The organism is Yersinia sp. 2466 StPb PI (assembly GCF_041538325.1).
In the GTDB taxonomy this organism is placed as follows: domain Bacteria; phylum Pseudomonadota; class Gammaproteobacteria; order Enterobacterales; family Enterobacteriaceae; genus Yersinia; species Yersinia enterocolitica_E.
The window spans coordinates 2,505,572-2,525,212 of the sequence record NZ_JAULSL010000001.1 but is presented as its reverse complement, the minus strand read 5'-3'; the positions used below and the strand labels follow the sequence as shown (position 1 = coordinate 2,525,212).

Here is a 19,641-nt window from a genome sequence, read left to right as displayed (position 1 = left end):
GATAGGACGTCCAATGAAAATCAATAATCATAAGTTACCTGAACATGCCCTGGGTGGGCAGCGTCAATTAACCAGCTTTCATTTCGGCCAGCAAGGTTTTGGTGAGAAAATCTATCTACAAGCTGGCCTGCATGCTGATGAACTGCCCGGCATGCTGGTATTACATTATCTTAAAAGATTACTGAGTCAGGCGGAACGGCGCGGTGAAATTCAGAGCGAAATAATTATTGTGCCGCTTGCCAACCCGGTAGGTATTGCGCAAGTGCTCCTTAATAGTGGTATCGGCCGTTTTGATCTGGGCAGTGGCCGCAATTTCAACCGTGACTTCCCTGATCTGGCGCAAGGGGTACAAACGCGGCTGGCATCGCGGCCGCTCACTGATAGTGTTGGTATACAGCAACAAGTGCGAGTTGCCATGGTTGAGGCATTGCAGGATTTGCCTGCCAGCAGTGAAGTTGCAGCGCTGCGCCAACACTTATTAAGACTGGCTTGTGATGCGGACCTGGTGCTGGATCTGCATTGTGATGATCACGCTATTTTGCACATGTACGCTGATCCTGCCTGGCGTGAACCCGCCGAAACCTTGGCACGGTTCTTAGATATTGGCACCGTATTACTGTCGCAAGATAGCGGTGGTGGATCCTTTGATGAGGCTTGCGGCTTGCCATGGCACCGGTTAGCGGCGCACTATCCGGCGTTAAAGCTTGAACCGGGCTGCATGGCGGTGACGCTAGAATTACGGGGTCAACAGGATGTTAGCCACGCGTTGGCCAGTGCTGATGCCGAGCGTCTTTATCACTATTTGCAGTACCGTGGCGCAGTCAAAGGGCAACCTTTGGTTATTCCGCAGCGGGAAGTCACCCTGTTGCCGTTTACGGCGGGTGAGATAGTGACAGCACCTGCCAGTGGCATTCTGCTGTTATTACGCCAGCCGGGTGAATGGGTTGGGAAAGATGAAGTGGTAGCTGAAATTATTGATCCGCTCACCGATACGGTAAAAGCGGTTCGCGCTCAGGCTGGCGGCATTATCTACGCCAGTCGGCGGGCACCTTTTGTCACGTTGGGGGCAGAAGTGATGAAAATTGCAGGCAAAACCCCCTACGCAGGTGGCGGGGGGTTAGCGTTGTGATGTTATAGCGCAGCACGATTAATGTTACACACTCAGTTCACGTAACAGGGGGAAAGCCTGTTGGGTCTGTTGTTCGCTGACGACGAACGCGCGTAATTGCTGTGAGTTATCAGTGCCACGCGCCACTATCCCCTGCGCTGTCAGGCATATTTCCCAGTGGAGATCCTCGCGGTTGGTTTCGCCAGCGAAATAGAGCGGTAGATCAGGTGTTTTGACTTTAACTAACATCGGCGGCAGGGTGAGACACGCGGCTCCTCCTAGAATATTTTTTGCCAGTGTCATGGCTCCCACTAATATGGGCTGCAAAAATGGCAGTACTTTCCCCTCGACCTCGGCACAATCACCCACGGCAAAGATATCTGGATCAACCGTTTGCAACTGATTATTGACCTTAATACCACGCCCAATATCGAGACCTGCGGCAGCGGCGAGGGCAGTTTCCGGCATTAAACCAATCGCGGCAATAACAGCATCAACGGTATACGTTTGACCCGCGCGAAGTTCTACTCGCAAGCCGTTGGTGACTTTTGTCACACTGAGCAATTCATTATTAAACACCAAAGTAACACCACTTTGGCTGAGGCGCTGTTGTAAGCGGCTACTGATCTCCACTGGTATCACAGAGGCTAGCAAACTGTGTGCCTTATCCACCAGAATCACCTGCTTACCAGAACGCTGTAGGTCCATTGCCAACTCCGTCCCGATTAACCCGCCGCCCAGCACTAAAACACGCGATGCTTTTTGCAACCTATCTTGATGTTGCCGGTATTCATTTTGGCTATTAAATGTAACGATCATCTCGCTACCGGGCACGGTCGGAACCAGTGCAGACGCCCCGGTAGCCAGCACTAATTTATGGTAATTAAATCCCCGATCACCACAAAAAACGCGTTTAGTGTGCCGCTCAATGGCGGTGACCAACATCGCTGTATGCAAAGTAAGATTATTTTCTTCTGCAAACTTCTCGGCCGACAACCGGGTGAGATCGTCAGCGCTCTGCTGAAGACTAAATACATGACTTAAATCAGGTTTATTATAATCCACGCCACTGTCAGCGGCGATCATCTGGATTGGCACTTGTGGGTTAAGTTTACGGATGTTTTTAACCACTTGGCGGGCGGCAAAACCTGAACCCACAATAATAATGTTATCTGTCATAACATGCTCCATTACAGTGGATCGAACACAGATTTGCCCAAGCCACACTCTGGGCAGAGGAAGAAATCGGGGACATTTTCCCAACAGGTTCCTGGCTTAACCTCTTGAAGAGGCTCACCCAGTGCTGGGTCATATATCCACTGGCAAACACTGCATTGCATTGAAATACCCAGATTCTGTTTCTCGGCGCGGACCTTTTCTTGAGTGAGGGCGATAACGTCGTCAACCTCAGATAAATGGGGGGTCTCCAATGGATGAAGTGCCCATTCACGGGCAATTTTACGCCCATGTTCACGGCACTCTGCTAAAGCATCAGTATCAGGCCGCCATTTCATTTTTAAGGAGAGGGAGATATCAAACCCGGCATCCATCAGGCGAGTTTGAATGCGGTCAACCGCACCGCCAGTCCAGCCAAAGCTGCCAAATGCCGCAGCTTTTTTGTTACGGAAACGTAATCCGGCCAGTTCTTCGAGCATCCCGGCGATTTTTGGCATCATGACGTTGTTCATGGTGGAAGAACCCACTAAAACGCCTTTAGAACGGAAGACCTGGGTGAGGATTTCATTTTTGTCATGGCGGGCAATGTTGTAGATCTTCACTGCCACACCGGGGTCGGTATCGTGAATACCCTGAGCAATAGCATCGGCCATCATGCGGGTATTATTTGACATGGTGTCATAGAAAATGGTTATCCGGTCTTCCTGATAATCTGCCGCCCAAGCCAGATATTGCGTGACAATTTGGGTTGGATTATCGCGCCATACCACGCCATGGGAGGTGGCAATCATTGATACTGGCAGATTGAAACCAAGAATTTCATTGATTTTTGGTGTTACCAAGCGGCTGAAAGGGGTCAAAATGTTGGCATAATAGCGAGCGCACTGTTCATAAAGTTCGGTCTGATCGACCTCGTCATTAAACAGATGCTCATCACAGTAGTGCTGACCGAAAGCATCATTACTGAACAACACGGCATCACCCGTGATGTAAGTCATCATGCTGTCAGGCCAGTGCAGCATCGGCGTTTCAACAAAGATCAATTGCTTACCGTTGCCGATATCTAAGGTATCGCCTGTTTTAACTGTAATGAAATTCCATTCAGGATGATGATGATGTCCGTTGATTGAGTCGATAGCATTGGCGGTGCAATAAATCGGAGTGTTGGGGATACGCGCCATTAACTCGGTTAATGCGCCGGCATGGTCTTCTTCTGCATGATTGATAACAATATAGTCGAGCGCATTTAAGTCGATCTCCCGTGCTAAATTGGCAACAAAATCTCGATCAAATTTCTGATCAACTGTATCGATCAGAATGTTCTTTTCTTCGCAGATTAAATAGCTGTTGTAACTGGTCCCTTTCAGGGTTTTGTACTCAGTACCATGGAAATCACGCACTTCCCAATCACGTTGCCCAACCCATTTGATATTATTCTTAACTTGAATCGCCATGAACCGTTCCTCAACTAAAATAAATGATTTACCTCACCTTAGAGAGCAAATAGCGTGCCATGATTTATAGTATTGATTTTAATCATATAAAAATTAAAGTTAGTCATTATGACATTGATGTGTCATTGTCATAATGACTAACACTATGTCGGAATGACAAAATATGAGTTTATCCATTCAGTCACTGGCCAAAATAGCCATTGAGCTACAGGGCGGCTTATCAGGGCAAGATCGTTTTCAGACGTTAGTCAGTAGCTTGCGGCAATTACTGCAATGCGATGCCTCGGCACTTTTACGTTATGAACATCAATTGTTCCGCCCCTTGGCCATTGATGGTTTATCGCCTGATGTGTTGGGGCGGCGTTTTTCGTTGTCATCCCATCCGCGATTAGAGGCCATTGCCCGGGCAGGGAATGTGGTCCGTTTCCCGACTGACAGCCATCTGCCTGATCCCTATGACGGCCTGATCCCGGGCCATGATGAGCTAAAAGTCCATGCCTGTATTGGTCTGCCCTTGTTTGCTGATCAAACACTTATTGGTGCATTAACTTTCGACAGTATGAACCCGCTGCAATTTGATGGATTCAGTGATGAAGAGCTTAAACTGATTGGCGTATTAGCGGCCTCGGCATTGAATAATGCACTTTTAGTCGATGTGTTGGAGAAGCAAGCGCTCCCTACGGTTAGTTCATTAAGCATCCAAAAACAAGCCACACCAAGCTCGGAAGACGAGATGATTGGCCTGTCACCGTTGATACTGCAACTAAAACATGAGATAGGGGTGGTAGCAGGTTCAGAACTGAATGTGCTAATCACCGGAGAGACGGGGGTAGGTAAAGAGTTGGTTGCTCAGGCAATTCATCATTTATCACCCAGAGCTGCGAAGGCATTAATCTATTTAAACTGTGCCGCCTTGCCCGAGAATGTGGCGGAGAGCGAATTATTTGGCCATGTGAAGGGGGCTTTCACCGGTGCAATACATGACCGAACCGGTAAGTTCGAAATTGCCGACAATGGCACACTATTTCTTGATGAGATAGGCGAGCTTTCTTTGGTACTTCAGGCCAAATTACTCCGTGTTATTCAGTACGGCGACTTACAGCGCGTCGGTGACGACAGTACCAAGCGGGTGAATGTGCGTATTATTGCTGCTACCAATTGTGATCTTAAACAAGCAGTTATCGAAGGGCACTTTCGCGTTGATCTGTTTCACCGTTTGAGTGTATTCCCGTTACATGTTCCACCGTTACGGGAACGGAAAGGGGATATTGTCCTGTTAGCAGGATTTTTTGTGGAGCGGATAAGAAAGAAACTGGGGCTTCAGCAGTTGGGCATCCCGGCAACCACACTAACCTTGCTAGAGAATTACAGTTGGCCCGGAAATGTGCGTGAATTGGAACATGCTATTTATCGTGCTGCGGTATTAGCGCGTGCCTCACAACCGGCGACAGAATCTGCGCAACTGCATGCTGACTTATTTAATATTACAGTCACCACTATACCGGGTATTTCACCGATATCAGTCAGTGAGGACCAAGGTAGCGCGCCTGTAGACCTGCAAGCGGCGACCCGTGATTTTCAGCGGCAGGTTATCATGCAGGTTCTTCAGGAGCATGGGATGAATTGGTCGGCATCTGCTCGTGCGCTAAACCTTGACGCAGGCAACCTCCATCGTCTTGCCAAACGGCTCGGCATAAAACGATAGGAGGCCGCCGTCACCAACAGTCCATTTTATCCAACGGTTAGTGACGTGCCTGGGTAAATGAGCATTAACCGGATAAGGAATCAGGATTTTCGGCAATGAAACGTTCGGCATCCTCAACCATCGAATAGGTGCCGACAAAGAAGGGGACTCGTTGATGTAATTACTCTGGTGGAATATCCAGAATACGATTTTTCCCCTTTTGTGATTATGCATCTTCAAATATGACAATTCCCTCTTCCTCAGAAGCGATACCTGCCACTTCCCCACGAGCGTTTTCATGATACGGTCCCTGAATCTACAGTAGCCATCAGTCCTCTGATGTCAGTTCAGTCAATTTTTCTGTCGGTTTCTTTTGACCAAGCGGGTTATTACCCCAACATTGTTCATATTTCCAACCCGTCAGTTCTTCAATCGTTGCGCGGGGGCCAGCAGCAATGTCAGCTATCGTACCACCGGCCTTAATCCGGGCAATCTCTGCCAACAGAACCATATGACTCTTTCTGTCGAGTTTCATCTGTGTGGTATAAAAAATTGCCACTAATGCCAGCGCGGTTACGCCGATGGCAAAGACGCCAACAATCGCCTGAACCGCGGTTTCTGGCTGCACCGACTGACCAGAGACAAAGCCAAATCTGCTGAGTGTCCAGCCCATCGCAAACACAATAACCGAACGAACCATTTTGCCAGCGAATGTCATTGCACCCGCATATAGACCCTCACGCCGACGCCCCGTGAGAACTTCATCTACATCAGCGAGGAAGGTATAAACGGTCCAGGGAATATAATAAATACCACCGGTACTCAGACCAAAAACAACGGTGATTGCGAATAATACAATGACAGTGGTCGTGTCAGACCAACCGGTAAAATAGAGCGCGGCATAGGCAAAAACACTGACAATCACCACCTGCAATGCAATACGGAAAGGACGGGCAAAGCCCATTTTCACACAGATGCCGATAAAGAATGCGGTCGAGATCAGTTGCATAATCGAACTGAAGCTATTGAGTTGCGACACCAGAACAGCACTTTGGCGTAAACCGAAAATGATAAAGTAGGTGAATGAGGAAGCGAATAACCACTCGGCACCAAATCCAAATAGATACATCCCTAAATGTTTACGGAAAATACGGAGCCGAAATGTTGACGCCATATCAATACACATTTTTTTCAGCGCCTGAAACAAACTACTGGTGGTCTCTTTGACCACTTCACTGGCCGGGCGCTCCCAAGAAGAAACGTACAGGAAGATCATGGCACAACACATGATAGCTCCATATGCGATGCCGGTATAAAGGAAGGGGGCCGGAGAATCCTTGCCATAGAGCGCAATAAATTGCCCTGGAATAAAGGCCGCCATAAAGTTGGCAACTTTTCCGAATATCGCTTTTGATCCCGTCAACTTGGAGCGCTTAGCAAAATCGGTTGTCATCTCTGTGGCTAGCGTTTCGTATGGCACCATGATCGAGGTGTAGATCAATTCAAACATGGCATAGGTTATCAAGTAGTACCAAAAGCCAAAACCACTCACCCAAAGTAGGGGATAGAACAAGACCAGCGGAATACCGATGAGGATAAAGAAGCGACGACGTCCAAACATGCGGCCAAGGCGGGTGTTATAAAAATTATCGGTGATGTAGCCCATGATAGGGTTACTGATGGCATCAAGAATGCTGGCTAGAGAGAATATGGCGGCAGCCTCAACGACAGAAAGCCCACAAAACGTGGTATAGAAATACATAAGCCACGCGCCACTGATCGCCAATGCACCACTGCCCAACAGGTTTGCACTGCCGTATGCAACCGTGTGCCTGATGGTTATTTTCTTTTCCATTTGCATCCCTTCATTTAAATGAAACAATGTTTCATATTTATCGATCTTGCGTTTCTTTATAATCCTCTTGCTGTGTTTAAAATGAGATCACGATCACGATCTGGTGGGTTGTATGAAAAAAAACGCATTTTTTATGAATAAATATCTATATCTGAATCTCGCTAGAAGAGTTTCTGTGGCTTGCGGGCGGGGAAGGTGTCGCTCAATAATCATAAGCATTATGCAGAGTTACTGTTTTTGTGATGCACATCACAAAAATATTGAAATGCTGTTTTAAAAACGGTAAGCTTTATTTAGTGATGTAGATCACGTAAATAAATCTCAACGCTCTCAGAGGAACAGCCAATGAAACACTTAAATGACATCAGTAAATTGTTTGAAAAACTGGGCGATGCTTACGATGATTTCTGCCAGCGTATTGGCTCTATTGTTTCTCCATTTTGATGGGGTACAGTAGCTGTAGTCACTCGAGTTAGAAAAAGGCGTAAACAGAGTTTATCGCCTTTTTCTAGTCGAATTGACTTGATCGCTTATGAGCTATAAGTGAACGAAATCTGATGCGTCGTGGCGCTCAGGCAACTGCTCATTTGGTTCTCCCCAGGTCCGATTGACGATACGCCCCCGTTGCACGGCTGGTCGTTTCGCAATATTCTCCGTCCAACGTATCAAGTGGGTATAGGATTTAACATCCAGGAATTCCCCGGCTTCATATTGCAAGCCTAAAACCAAATTGCCATACCACGGCCAGATGGCGATATCGGCAATCGAATATTCATCCCCTGCAATATACTCATGTGTTTTGAGCTGAGTATTGAGCAAATCAAGCTGGCGTTTAGCTTCCATGGTAAAACGGTCAATTGCGTATTCGATTTTTACCGGTGCGTAATGATAAAAATGACCAAAACCCCCGCCTAAATAAGGTGCCGCGCCCTGTAGCCAGAATAACCAGTTCAGTGCTTCCGTTCTCTGTGCGTGATCTTTTGGCAGGAAATGGCCGAACTTATCCGCCAGATAAAGCAAAATAGCACCGGACTCAAAAACTCTCACCGGAGTCGGCGTTGAGTGATCCATCAGCGCGGGGATTTTTGAATTAGGATTCACTGCGACAAAACCACTTGAGAACTGGTCGCCTTCACTTATTCGAATCAAGTGGGCATCGTACTCTGCGCCTTTCTCGCCCAGCGCCAATAACTCCTCCAGCAGAATAGTGACCTTCTGGCCGTTGGGTGTCGCCATGGAGTAAAGCTGTAACGGATGTTTGCCAACAGGCAGGAGCGCTTCATGACGTGCACCTGCCGTTGGGCGGTTGATTTTGGACCATACACCGCCACTCTCGTTATTTTCCGTCCAGACCTTTGGAGGCTGGTATTCGTTATCTTTCATCATTGATTACCTTATTTCAGAATGAATACGAACTTAATAATACGCATAGTGATTATGCATCAATAATAAAAGATAACAGGGATAATATTTGTTGTTAAGCGGCAGGCATGGACCGGGCACAGTTGGCAGTAGGCCAAAAGAGCATTACCAGTAAGCATGAGGTCACTCAAATTTCATACAGTACCTTTGATGCTTCTTCAACTTGCCGCTCCAGCAGTTTTAGCGTTTTTGATAATACGTTTTCTTGTTCTTTGAACCAGTTATCTTTATCGGACAAAGAGGTGACAAGCTGCCAAGAGTCTTCATCCTCTAATGCTTCCAGTTCACGCAACATCACGTCAATTTGATCTCTGACCTGCTTAATTTTTCTGCGCAGCCGTTCAAGATCGTCAATACAATCACTTGCCATTAGCGGTTCAAACCCACGTTTTAAACTCTCGAGTAACGCGTTAATTGCGGGGAAATCTCCCCGTTGGCGGGCTTGATTGAGCTGGACCATCAGTTGATGTGCTTTCTCTTTAAACTCATCGGCGACTAAATCTGGATGGCAGAGTCGACTGGCTTGCCGCCACAGGCGTTTTAGCTCTTGGCGCTGATCAACTGAGAGTTTTTGTTCATTACTCTGCCGCTGTTCGGCATCTTTTTGCTGCTCCTGATAGCTCTCGTACTTCTCTTTCGCTTCTTCCCGAGCTTTACGGGTTGACTCAGTATTGCGGGTACAAAAACCCTTTTCCAGCTCTTTAATTTCCGCCAGCAGTGCGGCGATTAAATCCGTTTGCTGCTGAATCTGTTGTCGTATCTCAATGGTTTCACTCGACATAGCAGAGAGCGCTAACCAGCGCTGTTTTAACGCGGCAAGTTCATCAATGGCTTGAGATATATACTGCTGGCAGTTGCGATAATCGCGTTCCCTGCGCCGGGCTTCGGCCTCTGCTTTACGCAGAGTACATTCCGCCAACTGTTTACGTAACTGGAGGATTTTATTCATCAATGGGCCAAGGCGCACCAGATAGAGATCATTAAAGTCATCCAGCAACTGAACCCGCTCGTTACGTTTATCGATTAACTCGCGTAACTGTTCCTCCAGTGCTTTTAGCTCCATTTTACAGGCGGCCAATTCAAGGTCTTGCCACTGGGTAACCGCTTGTTTACTCGCCAGCCAGGCTGCAATTGCGTCTAGCGCATGCGTAAATTTCCCTTGTTCAATTTCCATGGCAATAAAAGCCAGCACCGCGTCCTGGGATTCGCTTTTAAGATAAGGCAGTTGTTGTCGGATAATATCCTCATCTTCAAGCTCAATAGCACTTTTAATGATCTCCAGCCGTTTAATGAGTTTTTTCATAAATATTGGATTTGCTGATAGCGTAGACAGGATAGCGACATACTAAACAACAGGTGCAAATTGTTCCAGATTAATAAGAATTTTCTCATTAGAATGGCCCGTTTCATGCCATAAAAGTGACTTTCTTATCATCCAGACCCAATGAGCGGCCAGGGGACATGACTTTCAACACAAAAATTGTAATCGGTGACGATGAAGACAGATATGGTAAAACGAATATATAATTGACTTTAACGCCAAGACTTCTAAGATAACCTCAGTATTCAGACTTGGAGATCCCATGATTACACTCACGCCATTACAGCTTTTCAAAAATCTGTCCGACGAAACACGTCTGAATATCATCCTGCTGTTGCGAGAGTCGGGCGAGCTATGTGTTTGCGAGCTTTGTGACACATTGGATGAGTCTCAACCCAAGATCTCCAGACACTTAGCAATGCTGAGAGAATCTGGACTTTTACTCGATCGCCGTGCAGGGAAGTGGATTCACTATCGTCTGTCACCACATATCCCAGCTTGGGCGGCCACGGTGATTGAGCAGGCCTATCTTAGCCAACGAGATAAAATCGTTTTGCTGGCGAGCGGTAATGTAGCCTCGGGCGGTAAGGCAATTTGCCGCTAATACAGTAAAAATTTGCCTAATCATATATGAATTTACATATTTGATTGGAAGAGAAAGCAGATAGCAGGAAGGATGGTCTAGCTTATCTGGCCGTTGATGTTTAATCCATTAAAATTTACCGGGCAGGAGAGAACTCTTGCCTTTCGGGGGCGGTATGTTGTTGGCAGGTGCTATTTTTGTCCTGACTATTGTGCTGGTTATCTGGCAACCCAGAGGGTTGGGAATTGGCTGGAGTGCGCTGCTCGGTGCGGGACTGGCGTTACTGACCGGTGTGGTTCACATGGGTGATATTGCTGTGGTGTGGCAGATTGTCTGGAATGCGACCGCGACTTTTATTGCCGTGATCATCATCAGTCTGCTGTTGGATGAATCCGGTTTCTTTGAATGGGCCGCACTGCATGTGGCCCGCTGGGGCAATGGCCGTGGCCGTTTGCTGTTTACTTACATCATCTTATTAGGTGCAGCAGTGGCAGCACTGTTCGCTAATGATGGTGCCGCGCTGATCCTGACACCGATTGTGATTGCGATGCTGTTGGCGCTGGGCTTCAGCCGTGGTGCTACGTTGGCTTTTGTGATGGCAGCCGGATTCATTGCCGATACAGCCAGCTTGCCACTTATCGTCTCGAATTTGGTCAATATTGTCTCAGCTGATTTCTTTAATCTTGGATTCACTGAATACGCGGCAGTGATGGTGCCGGTTAACCTGGCCGCCATTGCGGCGACGCTGGTCATGCTGCATCTGTTTTTTCGCCAAGATATTCCTGCCGTTTACGACCTGTCGCTGTTGAAGGCACCAAAAGAGGCCATCCGCGATATCAACACCTTTAAAACCGGGTGGTTGGTGCTGGTGCTGCTGCTGTTGGGTTTCTTTGGCCTGGAGCCACTTGGTGTGCCCGTCAGTTTGGTCGCCGCCGTGGGGGCGCTGATATTGTTTGCCGTAGCGAAGAAAGGACATGCCATCAACACCGGCAAGGTGCTACGTGGTGCGCCATGGCAAATCGTTATATTCTCACTGGGTATGTACCTGGTAGTCTATGGCCTGCGGAATGCGGGACTGACTCATTACCTTTCCGCCTTGTTGAATCAACTGGGGGAGCAGGGATTATGGGTAGCTACGCTCGGTACCGGGTTCCTGACGGCGTTCCTGTCTTCCATCATGAATAATATGCCGACCGTGTTAGTGGGGGCGCTATCGATTGATGGCAGCTCTGCCACCGGCGTGATCAAGGAAGCGATGATTTATGCCAACGTTATCGGCAGTGATCTGGGGCCAAAAATCACCCCGATAGGTAGCCTGGCGACCTTATTGTGGCTGCATGTACTGTCACAAAAGAATATGACCATTACCTGGGGCTATTATTTCCGGGTGGGCATTGTCATGACGATCCCGGTGCTGTTGGTCACGCTGGCAGCATTGGCGCTGCGATTATCAATGATGCAATAACTATTATTTACCCTCCAGAAGGCAATGCCGGCTGGGGTTTCAATGAGAGATCACCCAAATGAGCAATGTGACTATTTATCATAATCCGGCCTGCGGCACATCGCGTAACACGCTGGAGTTAATTCGCAACAGTGGCACTGAGCCCACGCTTATTCGGTATCTGGAGACACCACCAAGTCGTGAGGTGTTGGTAAAATTGATCGCCGATATGGGGATCACGGTTCGGGCGTTATTACGTAAAAACGTCGAGCCTTATGAGCAATTAGATCTGGCAGAAAACACCTTCAGCGATGACCAACTGGTTGATTTTATGCTGCAGCATCCCATCCTGATCAACCGCCCGATTGTTGTCACGCCACTGGGTACCCGGCTGTGTCGACCTTCTGAGGTGGTGTTGGAGATTTTGCCCGATGCGCAACGTGGTTCGTTCACCAAGGAAGATGGTGAACGGTTGGTAGATGAGCAGGGCAGACGTGTAGCTGAATAATCAGGCATTCAGCGGGCATTCTCTATTGAATGACGCTGGGTTTCTCAGCAATCGCGTTAATTGCGTCTGAACTGTCAATTCGCTCGATTAAGTATGCCAATATAATCGAGCAAATTAGCCTGTTACTTCACATATTCAATAAGCTGTTTATCTTGGGATTCTGTGCAACAAACAGACCTTCTAAATAGCTTATATAGGATATTTCGATTGTTTTGCAATATCTAATATTGAGCGAAGTAATGTCCTGAATCCTGGTTTTTCTGTCCAATTTGGCGCTCCAGAACGCATGTATTCGATAGAGACAATATCAGTAACACTAACGTCGGAGAGCTGTTTTAATGAGTGGTAACCCATACTCTCTAACTTCGCGAGAATGATATCACTCCCTCCGCTAATCCCGTGTAATCTCTTACGTAACTTAATACTTTCTTCTTTAGAAAACATGATTTTCTTTACGCTATAAGTAAACAATAAGGATCTTCAGATGAAGAAGTAAACGACAAAATATCACGGAACTTTAAATGATAATGTCACTACGATATTTAACATTTTAAATATAAATGAAAGTTAAACGGTTGGTATATTTATTAATTTGAGGATTTACCGCGCCCTATAGTACCGTTTAGAAAAGTGTTTATAGGTCACTGCTACCATGGTCTTCTACGGGCATATTATGCTTTAGGGCATATAGAGAGGGTCCAGCACCACCATAAAAAAACCATTAATCACTGACGCTAGTTAAATACAATAAAAAAGTTAAATAAATTAAGCCATATAGTCACATTTTTAATAAATGAAATAATGTTCGCTCATTTGTGCCATATGACTCTTTACTATTACCATCCGAGTGAGTGGGGTCGAAAGCCTATCGATTAGAAAGAAAAGCATCGACGATTAACCTGCTCGATGCTTTAAACTCCGCCTGACTATCTGTTATTGCATCAATTATATAAGGTTGAAATGTTCAGCATTCGCTATTTAAACGGGCATTCTATATTCAATGACGCCGGGTTTCTCAGCAATCCAGTTATACAGTTTTTGAGCCGTCAAATTACGCTCCTGAGTATGCCAGTATAATCGGGCACATTGGCGTCCCTCGGCTTGCTGTTTCACATATTCAATAAGCTGCTTACCAATATGTTTCCCTCGAGACGCAGAAGCAACAAACAGGTCTTCTAAGTAACAAAAATCATTGATAGCCCAAGTTGAACCGTGAAAAACATAGTGAACGAAGCCAAGAATTTTCGAACCTTCTCGCGCAACCGCACAATACATCGGGATCTCTGCGTCAAAGAAACGCTTCCATGTTACAAGCGTTGTCTCTTCCGGCAACTCAACGTTATAAAATTGCTGGTAGTCCAACCAATAGGGCAGCCATTTAGCGTAATCATCTGCTTGTACTGGGCTCACTGAAATAGTATGCGTATTATCAATCATATCAACCTCTTGTATTCATAAATAGAAATATAATCCTTTAGAGATTGAATCATAGTTTTTATAGTGGTCTTACATAAGGTACACTTTCTTCATTTTTAACGGATCCACTTTACAATGAAAAAGAACGATGCCAACTTCCCCAGTTTATTGCTTAAGAAAGGCGTAATTAAAGAGCAGTTTCATCATGCGCTAAAAGAATTGATCCTCAATGGGCAATTAAGGTCGGGAACTAAACTTCCTTCCAGCAGAACGCTTTCTGAAATGATGTCAATTTCCAGGAATTCGGTTATTTCGGGTTTCGAACGCTTGATTGATGAAGGTTATCTAATTACCAAGAAGGGCGCGGGTACTTATGTTTCATCCATTATTCCTGATGAAATGATTCATATACAAGCTACTTCCCAACACCAATGTGCTGATGATAAAAACATCGAACTCAATATTAATCCGCAAATGAAAATAATGTCCTCAATTTGGGATAAATCCTCACCTTATACCGGACAAAATCGAATTTTTAGTATTGGAATAGGGTGTACAGATTTATTTCCCCATGAACTTTGGGGGCGGTTATTAGGGCGAGCGTGGCGGCAGTTTCGCCAACAGATTGGGCAATTAAATGAACCTTTAGGATTTCAGCCATTAAGGATGGCAATATCTGATTATGTTCGAACCACACGTGGTTTAAATTGTAATGAAGACCAAATACTCATTGTTAATGGGACTCAACAGGCGATGAATTTGGCGGCACAAGTTCTGTTGCAAAGGGGCGATGAAGTTTGGCTGGATGAGCCAGGATATGATGGTGCTTTAGGTGCATTTACTGCCATGGGTGCCAAAATTTGCCCTGTAATCAGTGATAAAGACGGTATGGATATTTCCTATGGCATCAGGGGCTGGCCAAATGCCAAAATGATTTTCACTTCTCCTTCACATCAATTTCCGCTGGGAGGAACATTGAGTTTATCGAGGAGGATGGCTTTACTTGACTGGGCGGCTGAAAATAAAACGTGGATTTTTGAGGATGACTATAATAGTGAATTCCGCTATACCGCTCCGCCGATACAAGCTCTTCAGGGGTTGGATAAACAACAACGAGTAATTTATGCCGGAACCTTTTCAAAAATGATGTTCCCCGAATTTCGCTTAGGTTTCCTGGTGATACCGAATAATCTCATTGAGTCATTTAAGCTCGCTAAATACTATGCAGATACGCGTACATCTTATTTAGAACAAGCTACACTGGCCACTTTTATTTCTGATGGTCATTACGCCCGCCACGTGAGACGGGTCAGAAAAGCCTGCTACGAACGTAAAAAAGTAATAATAGACGCCATACAACGATATCTGCCAAATAGTTTTAAGATTGAACCTGCTGATTCAGGTATTCATATTGTCTGCTGGTTATTAGACAATCTAAAAGAGCAAGATATTATCGATAAATGTCGTAAAATTGGGCTAGGGGCACAACCACTTTCTCGTTATTGCCAAACAAATTCGCCAGAACAGGCTATTTTATTAGGTTTTGCCGCTCATTCACCTGCGGAAATCGTAGCAGGGATACAGCGGCTGAGCCAAATAATTGCCTAAAGAGTTTAGTTAACCACCCCAGCGGCTTCGAAGGTAACTGACTGCTTCTTGGGTCTGTGGTTGGTTGAGGTTATTCTCTCTAAACAGAATCGTTCCGGTGATTTGTGGTACTGACTCGTTCCAATCGAGCTGCTTTTTCAGCTCTGGCACGCCCCCATTATTCGACCATTCAGGCTCATTTTTTGAAGGTTCACCCACTTTGTACAGGGCAATACCAATATAGAGCCGTGTTTTTGTGGGTTTCACCACGCTAACCCACCATTTGGCTAGCACATCATAACGGGCTACTTGGCGTGAGAAGGGCCAATAAAGCTGCGGAGCAATGTAATCCAGTAATCCCAGTTGTACCCAGAGGCGGGTATCTGCATAAGCTTCATCATATGCCGCCGCTCCTCGCGTGTCGGAACCTGCTGGGTCGTGTGAACGGTTACGCCAGACACCAGAAGGGCTGACGCCGAATTCAACGTTGGGTTTCAATTGCTTGATAGTGCGTGAAACTTGTTGAATAAGTTGCAGAGTGTTGTGCCGTCTCCAGTCCGCTTTTGATTCAAATAATTGACCATACTTTTTGAATGTCTGGCTGTCGTTCAGGGCTGAATCTGCTGACTCGGCATAAAAATAATCATCAAATTGCACACCGTCAATAGGATAACGTGCAACGACTTCGGCCACGATACTGGTGATCCAGTCCCGTACCTCAGGGATACCTGGGTCGAGGACAAAACGCTCGTTTGCGGTGCGGACCCAGTCGCGATGTAGCACAAATACGCTGGCCGGATGTAGCGACAATGTACGGTTCAGTTCTGTAACAGTAGCCGGCTTGGTATTGACAGATACTCGATAGGGATTGAACCAAGCATGGACTTTCATGCCACGTTTGTGCGCCTCATCCAGCATAAACTGCAGGGGATCGTATCCAGGATCCTCACCAATATTGCCCGTCAGCATATCTGACCATGGCAAAATTTTTGATGCCCACAGTGCAGTTCCATCAGGCTTAATCTGGAAGAACACGGTGTTGATACCGAGAGTTTTTAGCTTATCTAACTTATCGGTCAGTGCTTGCTGCTGCTGGCTGATGCGGATAGCAGAGCTGCTGGCATTGACTGACGCTACCGGTGGCCAGTCGAGGCGGGAAACAGTCGCCAGCCAGACACCGCGCACCGGCTCCTGACTCTGCTGAACTTTAGCCACCGAAGGTAGCGGGGTGACGAGCGACCTCGGCGGTTCGGAGGAGCAACTGGCAAGTAAAAGAGTACAAGCGAGAAGTGCACCCCGCGGTGTAACTTTAGTTACAGAGTGAAAGCGATGAGAACAGGCGATAATACTCTCCAGTTTTTGATAATTGCCTGGCAAAGAAACCGACTATCCTCTGCTAAAGTGCAAGCAGCAGCTATGGTCATCAGTGGCAAAAATAGACAATACGGACATTTTTGTCCTCTGTTTGTTTAAGTTTTCAATTGTTTTATTTAATTCTTCTATTGATAACTTCTTCTTTATCTTACTGTTAATGGTGTTAAAAGGCATAAACCGGAGCTAAACAGACCAGTTGAGCCTTAACTAACGCTAACAGGGATTGTACTTAATATCTGAGTCAGTATTCAATGGTGCCTTATTTATTATTCCTTCGAGCAGAATTATATTCAAATCATCCGATTCTTGTATCCAAATACATGAAATTTGATTTTACTCATTGCGTGGATACTCGCACATCGTTCCCATAGTCACACAGACCTGCGCGGATCTTCAGCTAACGAATAGAGGAATTATTTTATATGACGGAAAATATATTTACTAACTTCCCAGACGCGGCGAGACAGGCGGCATCAGAAACTTTTGAAGAGTTGATATCTCAACCAAATGTCCGTATTGAACGCATAATATCAACCGGGCAATCGAGTCCGCCAGATTTCTGGTATTGTCAGCCACAAAGTGAGTGGGTGATGGTTGTTCAGGGATCCGCATGTTTGCATTTTGCAGATGAATCGAGCGTTCGTGAACTACACGCCGGGGATTTTGTTAATATTCCAGCCCAGTGCCGGCATCGGGTTGCATGGACCGATCCGAATGGACCGACTATCTGGTTAGCGGTGCATTATGGCGAGTTAGTTAATAAATAATAACCTTGGGATAATGACATAAATAATTTTAGGTTCGCAAACCATTAAAGATGGTGATGAGGCAGTAAAGAATTATTTCCTGAAACTGATAATGTCGACAGAGGTTGGGGAGTGAATACATGAGAAATCACTCCTGACAACATAACGAACATTCATCAAAATCTGCAATGAACAATGAAGATCATAACAAAATAGAGAGGGGCATCATCAAAGGTAACTGACGGATTTGTGATGGTGGCACAGATAACCATGAAGTTATGGGTTGCTCCAATCAATTTAACATAATATACATTATGCGCACCAAGGTGGTGTTAGGTAGAATCTGAGGGTTTAGGCTTTATCATGTATGTGGTTGTTGATTATTTAAATCTCTTCGTTGGTACGCCAGCTCAGGGGAAACTTGCCTGCTCAGGTTGTACTATTCAATCTTCAATCCAGTGTACTTGCCAAGCTCCTGGCAGTTGTTCCGTACTCACGAACATCTTGTACCATTGCGCTGGCGTAGTTCACGCTTCATATTTTACGGTCCGTCATTAATTACTCAACTATCCTTGGCTGGGCCTTTTGAGTTATCTACGTTCTACTAAAAACAGCACTGGAATCGTCTTCCAGTGCTGTGGTTGGATCATTGTTCAAATACGATATTAAGGCACTTCACTTTGCTAACGCGACTTCCAATGCGGAAATATCATCAGAGCTGAGTATGGGAATTAACCGGGCTAATTCGTCTTCAGATTTGTCGTAAATACTTAAATTTAGAATGCGTGTTACGACATCTTGTGTAAAACGAAATTTAATAACGCGTGCCGGATTGCCACCAACAATAGCGTATGGCGGAATGTCTTTTGTAACAACACTCCCAGCCGCGATAACGGCACCCTCACCGACCGTAATTCCAGGCATAATCATGCAACGCATACCGAGCCAACAGCCATCGTTCAGCACTGTGTCCCCCCGGTGCTGATATGAGTTTTTTATCATGCTCATAAATGGATAAAGGCTAATAAAATCAGTACAATGATTGTTATTACCTCCCATCAAGATAACTGTTTCAGCCGCAATACAGACATAATCTCCGATGATAAGCCTGTCTGTATGCCCAAGCGGCTCCCATTCCTGACTGATGGTATCCCCATGCAGGTATCGAACGACAGATCTTTCAAATCCCTGATCCCAGCTATCGCTGTAGTAGCTATGTTGGCCTTTGATTTCAATATTTGGATTTTTAACAGTGAGATGGAGATATTCCACTCTTGACCAATGTTTCTCTTTCATGACTTTTCCCTTTCAAAAAGAAAGCCACGGAACATTTTAATTTCGTGGCAGTGACTACACGTTCAAATAATCACTGCATTCAGTTATTCGGGGATGGAGCAACAGCGGACAGAGGTAAAAATTCATATTCATCACGATCACCTTTTTATCTATTTTAAGCAAATTATCTTATATGTTCAATCGGGCGATGATCCTTGCCCGAATGTGCAAAAATCCTAAAAGCAGCCGATCCACTGGATAAAACCCGCAATGAGAACAATACTTACCTTTCCACTGGAATAAGGCTTCACATAACCGTAAATATTATTGATGAGAGGATACTATGAAATTATTTAAAGCAATGACAACATTAGTTCTTTTAGGGGCATTCTCTTCCGGTGCCATCGCCGCCGAATTGTTAACTAAAGATGAACTGAGTAAAAGCCCAGGTCAATACGAAAAAATCGGCAATATTGTTACTGCTGGCGAGTTAGCGCCGAGTGATGCTAAGGAAGAATTGTCTAAAAAGGCTGATGAGCTTGGTGGGGATTATTTTGTTGTAACATCAGCAAATACCAACACAAAAATTCATGCTACTGCTGATGTTTATAAGAAAAAATAACCATGATAGTTTGCTCGGTAATATCAGAATGGGCTGTGAAGTGACAGCCCATTTTATTAGATGGCA

At 45.7% G+C, this 19,641-nt stretch carries 17 protein-coding genes and 1 pseudogene; 8 read left to right on the top strand and 10 right to left on the bottom strand.

Going from position 1 to position 19,641, the window contains the following annotated elements:
* Positions 1-13: 13 nt before the first annotated feature.
* Positions 14-1,129 (top strand): succinylglutamate desuccinylase/aspartoacylase family protein, encoded by a 1,116-nt coding sequence (locus tag Q2T72_RS11400; protein WP_372569195.1) that lies wholly within the window; start codon positions 14-16, stop codon positions 1,127-1,129.
* Positions 1,130-1,153: 24 nt separating this feature from the next.
* On the opposite strand, the gene norW is transcribed toward Q2T72_RS11400, so the two are convergent.
* Positions 1,154-2,287, bottom strand: a complete 1,134-nt coding sequence (gene norW, locus Q2T72_RS11395) for an NADH:flavorubredoxin reductase NorW (protein ID WP_083158827.1) — start codon at positions 2,285-2,287, stop codon at positions 1,154-1,156.
* Between the two features lie 11 nt (positions 2,288-2,298).
* Positions 2,299-3,738 (bottom strand): anaerobic nitric oxide reductase flavorubredoxin, encoded by a 1,440-nt coding sequence (norV, locus tag Q2T72_RS11390; RefSeq protein ID WP_372569194.1) that lies wholly within the window; start codon positions 3,736-3,738, stop codon positions 2,299-2,301.
* A gap of 163 nt (positions 3,739-3,901) precedes the next feature.
* On the opposite strand from norV, the gene norR reads away from it, so the two are divergent.
* The gene (norR, locus tag Q2T72_RS11385) at positions 3,902-5,443 is read left to right on the top strand and encodes a nitric oxide reductase transcriptional regulator NorR (RefSeq protein WP_372569193.1); all 1,542 of its coding nucleotides are present in this window, start codon (positions 3,902-3,904) and stop codon (positions 5,441-5,443) included.
* A gap of 64 nt (positions 5,444-5,507) precedes the next feature.
* Here the strand turns inward: norR and Q2T72_RS11380 are convergent.
* The 4 genes and pseudogenes from Q2T72_RS11380 to Q2T72_RS11365 form a co-directional block, all read right to left on the bottom strand.
* Positions 5,508-5,639 (bottom strand): annotated as a pseudogene (locus tag Q2T72_RS11380) (fructose-bisphosphatase class I); the annotation flags it as partial.
* 111 nt (positions 5,640-5,750) lie between these two features.
* Positions 5,751-7,277 carry an MFS transporter gene (locus Q2T72_RS11375; RefSeq protein ID WP_372569192.1) on the bottom strand — a complete coding sequence of 509 codons (1,527 nt, stop codon included), beginning with the start codon at positions 7,275-7,277 and terminating at the stop codon, positions 5,751-5,753.
* Between the two features lie 537 nt (positions 7,278-7,814).
* On the bottom strand, positions 7,815-8,660 hold the full coding sequence (yghU, locus tag Q2T72_RS11370; protein ID WP_372569882.1) for a glutathione-dependent disulfide-bond oxidoreductase: 846 nt from the start codon (positions 8,658-8,660) through the stop codon (positions 7,815-7,817).
* A gap of 166 nt (positions 8,661-8,826) precedes the next feature.
* Positions 8,827-10,002, bottom strand: coding sequence for a DNA repair protein (locus Q2T72_RS11365; protein ID WP_372569191.1), 1,176 nt, complete (start codon positions 10,000-10,002; stop codon positions 8,827-8,829).
* Positions 10,003-10,282: 280 nt separating this feature from the next.
* On the opposite strand from Q2T72_RS11365, the gene Q2T72_RS11360 reads away from it, so the two are divergent.
* The 3 genes from Q2T72_RS11360 (at position 10,283) to arsC (ending at position 12,555) form a co-directional block, all read left to right on the top strand.
* The gene (locus Q2T72_RS11360; protein ID WP_102970408.1) at positions 10,283-10,624 is read left to right on the top strand and encodes a metalloregulator ArsR/SmtB family transcription factor; all 342 of its coding nucleotides are present in this window, start codon (positions 10,283-10,285) and stop codon (positions 10,622-10,624) included.
* A 154-nt stretch (positions 10,625-10,778) separates the two neighbouring features.
* Positions 10,779-12,068 carry an arsenic transporter gene (locus Q2T72_RS11355; protein ID WP_083163637.1) on the top strand — a complete coding sequence of 430 codons (1,290 nt, stop codon included), beginning with the start codon at positions 10,779-10,781 and terminating at the stop codon, positions 12,066-12,068.
* Positions 12,069-12,126: 58 nt separating this feature from the next.
* Complete coding sequence (arsC, locus tag Q2T72_RS11350) at positions 12,127-12,555, top strand: glutaredoxin-dependent arsenate reductase (protein WP_372569190.1); 429 nt, start codon at positions 12,127-12,129, stop codon at positions 12,553-12,555.
* A gap of 189 nt (positions 12,556-12,744) precedes the next feature.
* On the opposite strand, the gene Q2T72_RS11345 is transcribed toward arsC, so the two are convergent.
* Positions 12,745-12,999, bottom strand: a complete 255-nt coding sequence (locus Q2T72_RS11345; protein ID WP_372569189.1) for a hypothetical protein — start codon at positions 12,997-12,999, stop codon at positions 12,745-12,747.
* 534 nt (positions 13,000-13,533) lie between these two features.
* A complete protein-coding gene (locus tag Q2T72_RS11340) occupies positions 13,534-13,992 on the bottom strand; it encodes a GNAT family N-acetyltransferase (RefSeq protein WP_372569188.1) in 459 nt (152 codons plus the stop codon).
* A gap of 114 nt (positions 13,993-14,106) precedes the next feature.
* Between Q2T72_RS11340 and Q2T72_RS11335 the strand changes: the two genes are divergently transcribed.
* Positions 14,107-15,579 carry a PLP-dependent aminotransferase family protein gene (locus Q2T72_RS11335; protein ID WP_372569187.1) on the top strand — a complete coding sequence of 491 codons (1,473 nt, stop codon included), beginning with the start codon at positions 14,107-14,109 and terminating at the stop codon, positions 15,577-15,579.
* A gap of 9 nt (positions 15,580-15,588) precedes the next feature.
* Here the strand turns inward: Q2T72_RS11335 and Q2T72_RS11330 are convergent, their stop codons facing one another.
* Positions 15,589-16,902 (bottom strand): glycoside hydrolase family 10 protein, encoded by a 1,314-nt coding sequence (locus tag Q2T72_RS11330; RefSeq protein WP_227746590.1) that lies wholly within the window; start codon positions 16,900-16,902, stop codon positions 15,589-15,591.
* A 452-nt stretch (positions 16,903-17,354) separates the two neighbouring features.
* On the opposite strand from Q2T72_RS11330, the gene Q2T72_RS11325 reads away from it, so the two are divergent.
* Positions 17,355-17,699: a cupin domain-containing protein gene (locus tag Q2T72_RS11325; protein ID WP_083158838.1), complete on the top strand. Its 345-nt coding sequence runs from the start codon at positions 17,355-17,357 to the stop codon at positions 17,697-17,699.
* Positions 17,700-18,353: 654 nt separating this feature from the next.
* Here Q2T72_RS11325 and Q2T72_RS11320 read toward each other — a convergent pair.
* Positions 18,354-18,974: a CatB-related O-acetyltransferase gene (locus Q2T72_RS11320; protein WP_372569186.1), complete on the bottom strand. Its 621-nt coding sequence runs from the start codon at positions 18,972-18,974 to the stop codon at positions 18,354-18,356.
* Positions 18,975-19,296: 322 nt separating this feature from the next.
* On the opposite strand from Q2T72_RS11320, the gene yahO reads away from it, so the two are divergent.
* Complete coding sequence (gene yahO / locus Q2T72_RS11315; RefSeq protein ID WP_083158840.1) at positions 19,297-19,575, top strand: DUF1471 family periplasmic protein YahO; 279 nt, start codon at positions 19,297-19,299, stop codon at positions 19,573-19,575.
* Positions 19,576-19,641 lie beyond the last annotated feature (66 nt).